Source organism: Flavobacterium saccharophilum, from assembly GCF_900142735.1.
GTDB classification, from domain to species: Bacteria; Bacteroidota; Bacteroidia; order Flavobacteriales; family Flavobacteriaceae; genus Flavobacterium; species Flavobacterium saccharophilum.
In genome coordinates, this window is sequence record NZ_FRBY01000005.1 from 456,179 (window position 1) to 469,187 (window position 13,009).

Sequence of the window (13,009 nt, forward strand, 5' to 3'; positions counted from 1 at the left end):
TGTTATATTTCAATTATATCAAAGATTTTTGTTTTAGACAAATTTGTAATTAAATTTCCCCAATTTAGTCCTGAACCATATCCGCTCATTAAAATGTTTTGAGAATTATTTAATATTGTTTTATTAGAACATATTAAAAGCGGAATAGAAACTCCACTAGTATTTCCAAAATCATTAATATTTAAAAGCATCTTCTCTTTCTCTACCTTTAACTGCGAAGCAATTTGCTTGATTATAAACTGATTGGACTGATGAAGTAGGAAATAATTAATTTCATTCTTCTCTATATTACTTTTCTTTAATAACTCTTCAATACTAATTGAAATTTCTCTCAGAGTAAAATCGAAAACTTTTGGCCCATTCATTGTCAAATTAAGCTTATTTTTTTTGTTCCCATTTTCATCTTTTATAGCGTTAAGACTTTCTGCTGTGATTTGATTTCGATATCCGCCATCTGGTATTTCAATTGCACTGGCATTATGACCATCTGAAAAGAAATTTAAAAATGTTGTGTTATTATTTAAATCTCCTGCGCTTACAATAACAGCAGCTGCACCATCTCCAAATAACATGGCAGTACTTCTATCTTTTACAGAAATTATTTTAGACAATGTCTCTGCTACAATAAAAAGCACTTTTCCTTTTTTTAAAGATTTAGCAAATGAAAATGCCGTACTTAAGCCTTGAATAAATCCCGCACATCCAGCATTAATATCCAGGCATAAAATTTCTTTTTTCAGACCTAGTTTATCTTGTAAAATATTAGATGTAAATGGAATTTTATAATCTGGTGTTTGACTTAAAAAAATTAGACATTCAATCTCTTCTTTACTAACCTGATTTTGTCTAATTAAATTTAAAGCAGCAGCATAACCTAAGTCTGAGGCAGTAATACTGTCATCAGCCCAACGTCTTTCAAAGATCCCAACCGTTTTTTCAAAGACCCTAAGCTCTTTTGGGGATAATAATTCTTCAAAGAAATCATTTGAAATTTTTCTTTTTGGAACACAAGCACTAATTGCTTCGATTGCTACACCATGAAATTCCTGAAACATATTAGTTGAATTTATCTAAACCTATTCTTTCTATCAAAGATTCTACAGTGGTTATCTCGTTTAAGTCATCAGCATTTAGAGTTACTCCAAATTCATTAGACACATAACCAATTAAAACCATAGCCGCCATAGAATCCCATTCGTCTAAATCCTTAAGATTCGTTGCACTTTCCAATGTAGTTTCAATTTCTAATTCTTCCGCTAATCCTGAAATAAAATCAACTTTTTTCATAATTTTATAATTTACTTTTAATTTTTATTAGTCCTCCTGACCAAGAAAGTCCGACACCAAATCCAACAATTATTATAGTTGATTCACTATTAATAAATTCACTATATTTTTTTAAAGCAATAGGAATAGTACAGGAAACTGTATTTCCTCCATCTTCCAAATCTATAAAAAACTTATCGCTTTCAATTTTTAATCTTTTACGCATAAAGTTCAACATATAAGCATTTGCCTGATGAAAAACAAACTGATCTATATTATCAATATCCTTACTATTTATCTGGATTATTTCCTTTGTGAAATTAGGTACAACTTCATTTGTAAAATTAAATACTTCTGGTCCATTCATATATAAATGGTTATCAGTATAACTATTATCTGTACCATAGACAATTTCTGGTGCATCTGGGCTATAAGAAAATCTACTGGCTCCATTTTTCACAATTAATTTATCGTAACCTGAACCATCAGTACCAAATAAGAATTCTCCAATCCCATCTATTTCAGAATAAGAAATTATTGTAGCGGTTGCAGCATCTCCAAATATTGATCTATTAGACCTATCTTTTGGATGAAGATATTTTGAGTAGGTTTCTGCTGTTACTAGCAAGACATTCTTTACTTGTCCTGAACTAATTAATCCTTTTGCTAAGCTAACGCCGTAAGTATAACCCGAACAACCCAGATTAAAATCTAATGCTCCAATATTTTTTTTAATTCCTAATTTATCTTGTAAAATACATGCTGTAGTAGGTAAAAAGTATTCAGGACTTTGTGTACAATATAAGATGTAATCTATCTCTTGCTTATCATATTTCTGAAAAAGCTTTTTACATGCTTTTAGAGCTAAATCGAAAGCAGTTTCTTCGTCTACCCAATATCTATTTTTTATACCAACTTTTTCTTCAAATTTTGAAAAATCATAATCTGGAAATATTTTTCCTAAATCTTCATTAGTAACTTTATTTTCAGGATAAACATATTCTATTGCCGTAATAATCGCACCCATAATTAATTTCCTTTAAAAGGTTCTGTTGTTGCAACATCTTTTGCATTAATTCCCTCCGATTTAAAAACCTTCAAAATCGTCAAAAATAATATTTTAAAATCTAAGAAAAAGCTAAAATTATTTACGTACCAAACATCATACTCAAATTTTTTATCCCAAGAAATTGCATTTCTACCATTTACCTGTGCCCAGCCAGTTATTCCTGGTCTAACATTATGACGTTGCTTTTGAAAATTGCTATATAATGGCAGATATTGTGGTAATAAGGGTCTCGGGCCAATTAAGCTCATATCTCCTTTCAACACATTAATTAATTGAGGAAGCTCATCAAGAGATGTTTTTCTCACAAACACACCAACTTTAGTCAATCGTTCAGCATCTGACAATAAATTTCCATGAAAATCTTTTTTGTCATTCATAGTTTTAAACTTAATGATTTTAAAAATACTTCCATTTAATCCTGGACGCTCTTGAAAGAAAAAAGGTTTGCCTTGATTAGCGAAATATAAACCAATAGTTACAATGATAAATAATGGACTCAATAGACATAGACCTATTAACGTCAAAACAAAATCAAATATCCTTTTTAAAATAGTTTTATACATTTTTTTTCTAAACTTTTATACTGTGCTAAAATAGCATTCCAAACAATTTTTTGTTCATAGCGAGAAGTAATCATACTCCGTGCATTTGTTTCCAATACGGAATAATAATCTTTGTCTGTCGATATTTTAGTCATTGCATTAAAAATAGCGATCTCATCCTTTACAGGGATAATTATTCCGTTTTCCTCTTCAATTATTATTTCATTAGAACCATTAATATTAGTTACAATGCACGGCAGACCCATTGCTCCAGCTTGTAATACTACATTTGGGAAACCCTCACGATGGCTCGGAAATACAAGAACATCACTAATTGCAAAATAAGGGCGTACATCTTGCTGAAAACCTACCGTAATAATAGTATTGCATTCTTTTATGACTTTTATAGTTTCAATATTTAGAGGGTCTAAATCATTTTCGAAAGGTCCAACTAATAGCAGCTTTACGTTTTTACGAACAGATTGAAATCTTAAAAAAGCTACAATAAGTTCGTTAATACCTTTATCTCTAACCAAACGACCTACAAAAATAAAAACAAAATCATCTTCAAAAATCCCAAGTTTTTTTCTCAACTCATTTTTTTCATCTAAGTTATACAATTTAGGATCAAAATAATTTTCATCTATTCCATTGACATTACCATTTCCAATTACTTCTAACGGTTTATTTGTAATTTTGTAATTTATTAAATCATTCCTAACCCCCTTACCCTCAGGGTAAACATCTGTAGCACAATAACATAATAATTTATCCATATTAATTAATAATACTTGCATAAATCCCTTACGAGAAGGAAAAATAAGCCCCGTAAAAGTATGTATTCTTATAGGTACTCCCGCCATTTTTCCTGCTATCATTGTTAAAAGTCCAGCCTTAGGAGTTATTGAATGCACAATTAATGGTTTTTGTTTTTTAAAGTATCTATATAACCTCCACAAAGATTTCAAATCCTTTATTGGGGCTATCTGCCGTTGCATTTCTATACCAAATACTCTAACTTTTTCTCTTTCTTTTAATTCTACAAGAAATTCATCTTTCCCAGATATAGCTGTAACATCATAATATTCATTTAAAAACTGTAATTGTCCTTTAAGAAGTACATTTAAAGATACCGGAATTGTTGCCGTTCTAAAAAGTATGGATTTCATTTATTTATTAATTTTCTTTCAAATATTGTAAAACATAAAATACTAATGTTTTTTTTAAATTATTTATTGACTAAATAATTATCATAAATTGTACCTACCGAAAAATTTTAAATTTTTAAAAAGTATCATAAAAAAAATAGAGTCCCGATATTTTAATGACATCTTAAATGAGACAAAAAGAGATCTGATAACTATAATTACTTTTTGGAAAAAATTGAATCGCGCATTTGCCAGATAAAAACTAGCTGCGATGTTTGAGTCGAAACGTTTTATTTTAACCTCCTTTGTTTCTTCTTCAGTAAACGACAAACTATGTTTTAACTCGTAATCAATCACATACATATATCTATTAAAATCACCATAATCTAATATGAATTTATAATCTATTCCATAAAAACTGAGATTTTGATCAAACCAAATATTGTCCCTCTTAAAGATCCACTCTTTTATACATAAACCACTTGCAAATGCCGTTTTATTTTTAGCTAAAACCCTCCCTTTTTTTATGATCTTAGAGTGGTCAAAATTTATCACACTAAATCTTAAGGGACTTACAACTCTATTTTTATTTTTTACAAAAGGAAGAAAAATACCAACATCGGTATTATTTAAAGCAGAAGAATCCACCAATTCAAAATATTCATCAGTCAAAGAGGTATCTTGGTCAAAAATAAAAATTTTATTGAATTTTATCTGTTTAATAACTGTATTATATACTTCTGACAAACTTCTATTATCCTGAGAATTTAAATACTTAAAATTTTTAAATTGATTTTCGAGAAAAATTATTTCATGTTCATCCAAAGGATTGGGTGAATTATCCCACACAAACAACATCTTTTGGGTCAAATGATTTTTACAATTTATCAATGTTAATAAAGTACTTGACTCAGAAACTTTCTGTTTATATAAAACTACTAATACTAAATCCATATTTTCTACAAACTCCTTATATCTTTTTATGAAAAACTCCTCTTCTTAAAAATTTTAAAAAGGAAAATACTGATGCAAAAATAAATTCTCCAAAATTTATTTGTCCCTTATTGTAAATATATTTTATATTCATAAGTTCTCCCTTCTCCATAGCCCAAAGTTTATTTGAAAGTCCACCCGCATGTTTCATATTATTATTATGCTCCATTATCACTAAAGGGATATTTAATAAATAACAATTAAAAAACTCCATAGCCCTGAACCAGTAATTCATGTCCTCGGAATACTTCATATTTTCATCAAAACCACCAATTTTTTCATAGACTTCTCGTTTAAAAAATACCGTTGAAGTAACTAACTGTGTCTTTATAGCATATCCAAATGGCTTTAAAGGTATTAATCTTCCAACTTTCCGACCTAAAACTTTAGTTAGTATAATATCATCCAATGTGGATCCTAATAAATCAATACTAGAATTTTCCATAATTGCATTTAACTGCAATTTAATTTTTTCGCTTAGCCAGATATCATCACTATCCAGGAAAGCGATATAATCACCTTTAATGTATTTAAGCCCTTCATTACGAGCAGAAGATACCCCTCCATTTTCTTTTTTTACTAGATCAATCCATAATTTATTATTCTTACTTTTAAAATCTTCTACGAGAAGAACAGAATCATCCTGCGAACCGTCATCAACAACTACAATCTGTAACTGCCCTTCATAAGTTTGTTTTCTAATTGACTCCAATGCACGCACAATAGTTTTTGAGGAATTATACATCGGCACAATACATGAAATTATAGCCATTAAGAATAGTTTTTATTTAAATTAAAAAGCGAATAAATATTATTAAAAAAAGGTTTATCAACAAAGTAAGAAAGGAACCAGACTTGAATAAAATAAGATAAATAAGCAAAAATAAATTCTCCAAAGAAAGGCAAAACCAGAGAACTAACAAATAAACAATAAGTAATAATTCCATATATATTCATTTGGATAGCCTTCATATATAAAAACCCAAATAAAACACCATATATAAACCCAAATATTAGCACTCCAATATACCTGAAATCTAACCAAAAAGGCCCTATTATAGTGTACACATTTGTAGGATTTGGTACAAATAAATAACCATCATAGGTAATATCATTATTATATGTATTCTCAGTCTTAGCTTTATTTTCCTCAAAAGCTTTCGTAAACCTATAAACAAATTGGAAAGAATTTTGACCAAATTCCGAAGATTGCATTTCTGAATTAACCACTTGATCTAAAGCAGGTAGACCTCCAAATAAATAACTATAAAACATACCTGAAATAACATCGTTTTGATCGTCTTCTTCATTTGATCTTGCTAATTGAAGCATACTGAATGTGATCAATAAAAATGCAAAACCAATTATAATTGTTCTTTTAGAAATTGTTTTCGTGAAAGACCAAACCAAAATCATTGCTATGATAAGAAATAAAAATTGACTTTTACCAACTGCAAGAATGCTTAACACAAAATACATAAAGAACAGGAGGTAAATTTTTATTTTTGACTGTCCTACTTTATGAATTAACAAATTCACTAACAAAGCTACTATTGTAAATGTCTTTCCATATCCAAAAACACCAACATTGTATTCACTTTCAATTAAACCGGCACTAGCTAATCTCATATTTAAAAAAATATTTTCTCCTCCAGAAATTGCTTGTTTGTAACTTATGTAAACTTGCGGAAAAAAACATATAACAGAAATCCAAAAATACACATTTAAATTTCTTCTTAAAACTTGATTATCTTCAATATTATTAAAGTCCGAAAAAAAAAGATTTTTTTCTAAAACCTTATTTTTTTTAATTTTATGATAATTAAATAGACTAACTCCTAAAAGCAAACTAATAACCCATAAAAAAATTATTAGGCAGACATGAAATGATAAAGAAGGCATTCCATGATCTACAGTTCCATATAAAAGTAATGTCGCGCCCCAAGATGCTGTAACAACTACCATTGGATCTGAATATTTTTTAGTCAGTATATAAAATATAACCGCTAATAAAATAAAAAATAAACCTAAAAATACTGACATAGATTTTTAATAACGTCCACTAAATAAATTCAAGAATTTTCTCACCGGAAATAATATCATTTTTCCTAATCTATATTCTTTAGAATTTAAAATATTTAAATACTCTAACATCTCTAGCGGATTAGGATAGTACTGAGAATATAAATCGCTATTATTTTGCCACATCTGCCTTCTTAAATTAGAATGATTTTTAGCCGCACCATTAGCATTACGTGATTCAGTGACAGGTTTCATCCGATAGAAAAAATTTACACCTTCCAGATAATTAACCTTACCTCCAGTCTTCATAATTGAGAGCCAGAAATCCCAATCCTCCAAACCTTCTTTCATATTTATATTAAATCCTCCTACACTGTCAAAATCTTTACGTCGGAACATTGTGGTTACAACAAATAAATTATGTCCCATTAATTTCTCAATAGAATATTCTTCTAAAACGACCGTTCTATTTACCCTGCCAAACAACTTATAATTGCTGGCTACTAGCTTAACATTCTCATCTTTATTTAACTTTTCTACGGCCAATTCTACAAAGATTGGCGATATGATATCGTCGCTGTCCAAGGGCAAAATATACAATCCTTTTGAACTATTAATTGCTTGATTTCTAGCCTTACATACTCCTTGGTTAGACGTTGTTATTATCTTAAAATCAGGATCAGACCTTAGCTTCTGTAATAATTCTAAAGTATTAGCATCTGTTGAACCATCATCAATAATAATGTGCTCAATATTAGGATAAGTTTGCACCCTCACAGAATCAATACATTCCTGTAGATATTTACCATCATTATAGCATGTTGTTATAACGCTTACAATTGGATTTAAACTCATGAAAATTTGTTATAGCTTTTAAGTTATATTTCTCATCATATCTAAAATAGGACCAGAAATCATAACATAGAAATTTATTAATGAAATGACGATTTAAAGGTTTAAAAGCAGATGAAAAAAATTGTTCTCACTTTAAAAAAAAGAGTCTTAAATCATTTTTATGTGTAAAAGAAATATATCGAATTAATAAAAATAATTCAATCACGATTACTGCAACAGCAGCACCAATATAACCGAAACAGGGTATTAGAATAATGCAAAGTAAAATATTCAGAATAGCTGCTGAAATTATAATTTTACTGTATTCTTTATTTTTACCAAAAACAATCATTGTAAATAGAGCAAATACAGTATGTAAGAAAGTTAAGAAAGGGATAATAGCAAATATTTTTAATATCAAAATTGAATCAAAATCCTTTTTTCCAAATATCAATAGTATAATATCACTAGCAAACACAAATAAAATAAAAGAAACAAGCAACATACCGCCTCCTCCAAATATTGCAAGTTTCCTATTTATGTAATAAACTTTTTTTGGATTATTTTTTGCAATATTGCATAAGTACGGAAATAAAACTTGAGAAATCGGGGCAATAACACCCCTTATCGCAGAAATTATTTTATCAGCTACACTGTAGTAACCTACTATTGTATTATTTGTATAAAAACCTAAAAAGGTAATTGTAGCTGTGGTATAAAGTGTAACAGAAATGTTTGATAAAAAAAGATGCCACCCTTCGATTAGGTACTTAAGTAGTACTGTTCTACTTTGAACAATAAAACGTACCTCATGTTTTAATTTTACGATTATAATCGAAATCACTCCGATAAATACAAACCCCAATGAAGAAAATATCGGTACCAAATAAAAATCTTTTTCGTTCTTTATAAACACAAAGATAGCAACAGTAAAAAGACTCTTAGACAAAATATTAAGAATAGAAACTACTTTCATTTCCTCGAGGCCCTGGAAGAACCAAATCGGAAATAATACCTGACCTAGGACACTTCCATAACTAAAAATAAAGATATACCAGTAAAAATTGAATTTAGGTATGAAGAATATTAACGGCAACAATACAACAAAACCTATTGTCATAATTATTACCTTCACACTCATAACTGCACTGAAAATTTCATTTAATTTATTTTTATCATTCCTATTAATTGAAATTTCCCTAGTAGCTGTTAAATTAAAACCATAGTCTGTTAAAATCAAAAAATAAGTAATTATTGAAGTTGCAAATGACAATAACCCAAATTTTTCTATTCCTAAAACCCTAACTAAATATGGAAATGTCAAAAGAGGTAATACAAAATTGACTATATTAACAGAAAACAGGAAAGAAAAATTTTTTATTAAACTCTTTCCTTCTTCATTATTTATAAAATTAAATCTATTCTTAAACATATAATATTAAAAAACTTTAAACTTTAGGTAGCTAGTGCATCTTATTGACAGAAGTTTCTTAATTATACTCATCATTAGAACAATCTCATGTCTAATTTCCAATTTTATTAATACTTAGTAAACTTTCTTATTATTTGCATCCTAGCACCAATTAGGAATGGCAAAAATATCTCTATACTTTTAAATCTAGTTCATTTAACAGTCTTCTTACACCCAGGACTAATAGAGTCAAAAATACCGCAATAAAACCACCTGTTAAAGTTCCTTTAACTTTTCCAAGTTTTTCTTTTTTTAATGGCAAAATTGGCCTATCAACAACTTGAATTAATGGCGTTTCTTTACGCAAAGTAACTTTCGCTAATTCAGATTGTTTAACAAGTTCAGTTAAAATTGCAGTGTTTGCCTGAACATCAACTTGTCTTCTGGCAGATGGTGCTCTTCGTACATTTAATGCAGGGTTCAAGTTAAAAGTATTATCATTAGCAACAGCTACTCCGGTTATTGCTGAATTTAATTCTCCTCTCACAGAATCCACTTGACGCTCCAATATCGACATATTCATTCTGGCCTTTTTGCTTTTTGCCTCCACATAAAATTTACCAACTTGTCTAGCTAAAGCTTCACAAAAATACTTTGCAAAAAGCTCATTTGTTGATGAAACATCCATAGTCGTTATTGATATCTTTTTATCCTTTTGAATAACGGATAAACCAGATTTGGATAAGTCAGTATACATCAATCCCAAAATACTATCTTGATCTCTAGTAAAATTTTTTCTTTTACTATTAGGCAAAAATTTGACAGAAGAATATCTCTGGTTATCTCTCCATTTTTCTCTCCAATCATTATTCTGAATATACATTTCTGCCAAAGAAATTAATCTACCATTTACCTTAACAGGTGTTAGTAAAGTCTTTTCTACCATTGATCTGGATTTAAATAACTCCGCTAGATTAGATCCGGTAAAAATTCCTCCGCCACTTCCTCCTCCTAAATCTACACCAAATGTACTCGCGAAACCTAATGCCCCACCTAAACCACCAGCACCTTTCTCATCCTCTAAAGCGAACGTTAAAGTTGCAGTATAAATTGGTTTTTTTATAATAGCATATGTTAAACCTAAAGCAAATCCTATTATTGCAGCAATGACAATAATTTTCCACTTATAAAGAAAATATAAGTACCACTCTTTAACTTTTTGTATTAAATCTTTTAACGTAATTTCTTCGTTTTTAGTTGGTGTATTATCCATCAAATTTTATTTAAAAGCAGTAACAATTAACAAAGCTAAACTAGAAATCACACTTCCAATTCCAACCCATTCCCCTGCAGACATTTTTTTCGTTTCTGGTTTTTCCGGCACCACAATTTGCGAATCCGGTTCCACTTTTGGATATGATCTAAAAAACAAAAAGGAGCCTGTCACAGCTGCTTTACCATTTGGATAAATAATATAAGCTTTCTTCTTCCAGCCTTTATTGTCAACTCCTCCAACTGCATTTAAATAATACTTGAAGCTTTTCCCGCTTCTGTATGGAATTTCAGATGTTAACAAAACATTCCCTGTTACTTTGACACCTTCATTATATACAGCAACTTCAATTTCATCGCCAGGGAATAAAGTAACATTTGAAAAATGGTTCTTATCTTTAACAATTTTTTCCCAGTTTACCGGAATGGTAGCGTACTTTAATTCTTCCTTCAATTTTTTAGTCAGTTTTTCTTTTAATGTATCATTTTTAGACAAATTCAAATCAATACTCTCAAGTTGTTCTATCTGTTCTTCCTTAATTGGTCTTTTAATCTTCATACCATCTAGATTGGCAATAGATGTTAAACCACCAGCTCTCATAACAACATTGTAAACTGTTTCTTTCTTATTTGCCAAAACATATTTACCCGGATAGCCTACAGCTCCGCTAACAATAACCATTTGTGGTTTTTCATAAACAGCCATTCGACGAATATTAATAACATCAAAAGGTTTTAAAACAAAGTTTTTAATTTGTTCATTGTTATCAGCTGTAATTTCAAGTTCGACTAGTTCAACACGCTTTGGATCTGTATCATCTATAACATCAGATTTAACCATTCTGGCAATTTCAACACGTTTTGATGCTGAACCAGTCAAACCTCCAACTTGAACAACTAAATCATTTAATGTCAAGTTTTCAAAATATTCATATTCTCCAGGATTTTTTACCTCTCCATCTATTGTAACTTTATATTCTTCTCTAAAATCTAAAATAGAATAGACCGTAATAATATCTTCTCTTTTCAACTCAATGTCAGCATTTAAATCTCCAGATAACGCAGCGCTTAAATCAACATTTACAATTTCTGTTGTTAAATCTGTTTTTAAACGAATTATTCTTGCTCTTTTTGTGTAAGCATCTTCTTTAAGACCTTCAGCTCTAGCTATAAGATCTGAAATTCTCATTCCTTCACTAAAAGAATAATAATCCGGTCTAAAAACAGCTCCTTCTATTTTAATACGATTTTCAAATCTATTTAAAATTTTAGTAATTCGGAATACATCTCCAGATTGAGGTGAATAAGAATTGTATTCGCTTTCGTTTATATCATGCACTTTAAATTCTTTTCCAGTTTTTTGCATAACATTTACCGAAGCTGTATAAGCAAACTCATTAAATCCTGATGCAAAATTCAATAAATCAGAAAATGTTTCTCCTTTTTTCATTTCAAAAATGCCTGGGCGTTTTACTTCTCCTTCTACTACAACTCTTTGACTATATGCCGGAATTCGAATAACATCGTTATCTTTTAAACTAACATTATCTGACTGATCACCTTTTACCAAAAATCTATAAATATCAATATTCTTATAAACTTTATTATTACGAATTAATTCAATATTTCTATAGCTTCCATTTTTACCCGGCCCACCTGCTAAATGCAACGCATTATAAACTGTTGCTAGAGATGAAATAGAATAATTACCTGGTTGTTTACCTCCGACTACTGTCACTTTAATAGTACGTATACGACCTAAACTAACACTAACTTGCGATTGACCAGATCGGACTGTACTATAAACTTTAGCAATTGCTGCTTTAATTTTTTGAGTCGCTGCTTCAATAGTCATACCTGAAACAGCAATTTGACCTACATATTGAATTGTTATTTTTCCTTCAACACTAACAGGAATACTTTCATTATATTCTTGGACACCGTAAACGCTTACCTGCAATTCATCACCAGGCCCCAAAACATAGTTCATAGGAGTCGCTAGTTTCAAATCAGGTTCAAAATTCAATGTAGGATTATCAAATAATTCAGAACCAAAAATCAAAGCATTAACAGAATCTTTTATTTTTTCGTTTTTTACTTTTTCCTGCTTTCTTCCAAACTCCGATTCTTTCTCCTCTATTTTTGGTTTATTATTTTTATCATCTTTAGAAATCTTAGCATTTTTTTTCTCGTATTCATTAAGCTTAATTTTAAGCTTATTGAATTCGTTTTGACTCATTCCTTTTGACAAAGCCATTTGCTCAACTTGATCAATAGTTGCATTATTACTTTTTAATTGTGCGCTAATTTTTGCTAAATCATCATCTGAAAGATAATCGACCTGTATAGTACTTAAGTCTTTTGATTTCATTATATCTTGTGCGTTCACACCTAAAGAAATTAATAAAATAAAGCAAAGGGTAAGAACGTATGTTATTTTTTTCATATTGAA

General features: G+C 29.6%; 12 protein-coding genes. All 12 read right to left on the reverse strand.

Annotation, left to right across the window (positions count from 1 at the left end; genetic code table 11):
* Window positions 1-2: 2 nt before the first annotated feature.
* A complete protein-coding gene (locus BUA98_RS17870; protein ID WP_072974759.1) occupies window positions 3-1,055 on the reverse strand; it encodes a ketoacyl-ACP synthase III in 1,053 nt (350 codons plus the stop codon).
* A gap of 1 nt (window position 1,056) precedes the next feature.
* A complete protein-coding gene (locus tag BUA98_RS17875; protein WP_072974761.1) occupies window positions 1,057-1,287 on the reverse strand; it encodes an acyl carrier protein in 231 nt (76 codons plus the stop codon).
* A 4-nt stretch (window positions 1,288-1,291) separates the two neighbouring features.
* Window positions 1,292-2,293, reverse strand: coding sequence for a ketoacyl-ACP synthase III (locus BUA98_RS17880; RefSeq protein WP_072974762.1), 1,002 nt, complete (start codon window positions 2,291-2,293; stop codon window positions 1,292-1,294).
* A gap of 2 nt (window positions 2,294-2,295) precedes the next feature.
* On the reverse strand, window positions 2,296-2,898 hold the full coding sequence (locus tag BUA98_RS17885) for a sugar transferase (RefSeq protein WP_072974764.1): 603 nt from the start codon (window positions 2,896-2,898) through the stop codon (window positions 2,296-2,298).
* Window positions 2,880-4,046 carry a glycosyltransferase family 4 protein gene (locus BUA98_RS17890; protein ID WP_072974765.1) on the reverse strand — a complete coding sequence of 389 codons (1,167 nt, stop codon included), beginning with the start codon at window positions 4,044-4,046 and terminating at the stop codon, window positions 2,880-2,882. Before BUA98_RS17890 ends, BUA98_RS17885 begins: the two co-directional genes overlap by 19 nt.
* Window positions 4,047-4,127: 81 nt before the next feature.
* On the reverse strand, window positions 4,128-4,979 hold the full coding sequence (locus tag BUA98_RS17895) for a glycosyltransferase family protein (RefSeq protein ID WP_072974767.1): 852 nt from the start codon (window positions 4,977-4,979) through the stop codon (window positions 4,128-4,130).
* A 16-nt stretch (window positions 4,980-4,995) separates the two neighbouring features.
* Window positions 4,996-5,790 carry a glycosyltransferase family 2 protein gene (locus BUA98_RS17900; RefSeq protein WP_072974768.1) on the reverse strand — a complete coding sequence of 265 codons (795 nt, stop codon included), beginning with the start codon at window positions 5,788-5,790 and terminating at the stop codon, window positions 4,996-4,998.
* Window positions 5,790-7,061: an O-antigen polymerase gene (locus BUA98_RS17905; protein ID WP_072974770.1), complete on the reverse strand. Its 1,272-nt coding sequence runs from the start codon at window positions 7,059-7,061 to the stop codon at window positions 5,790-5,792. The genes BUA98_RS17900 and BUA98_RS17905 overlap by 1 nt, the downstream gene beginning before the upstream one ends.
* Before the next feature lie 6 nt (window positions 7,062-7,067).
* The gene (locus BUA98_RS17910; RefSeq protein WP_072974771.1) at window positions 7,068-7,895 is read right to left on the reverse strand and encodes a glycosyltransferase; all 828 of its coding nucleotides are present in this window, start codon (window positions 7,893-7,895) and stop codon (window positions 7,068-7,070) included.
* Window positions 7,896-8,022: 127 nt separating this feature from the next.
* On the reverse strand, window positions 8,023-9,306 hold the full coding sequence (locus BUA98_RS17915; protein ID WP_072974773.1) for a flippase: 1,284 nt from the start codon (window positions 9,304-9,306) through the stop codon (window positions 8,023-8,025).
* Between the two features lie 172 nt (window positions 9,307-9,478).
* Window positions 9,479-10,558 (reverse strand): Wzz/FepE/Etk N-terminal domain-containing protein, encoded by a 1,080-nt coding sequence (locus BUA98_RS17920; protein WP_072974775.1) that lies wholly within the window; start codon window positions 10,556-10,558, stop codon window positions 9,479-9,481.
* Between the two features lie 6 nt (window positions 10,559-10,564).
* A complete protein-coding gene (locus tag BUA98_RS17925; RefSeq protein WP_072974777.1) occupies window positions 10,565-13,003 on the reverse strand; it encodes an SLBB domain-containing protein in 2,439 nt (812 codons plus the stop codon).
* Between the last annotated feature and the right edge of the window lie 6 nt (window positions 13,004-13,009).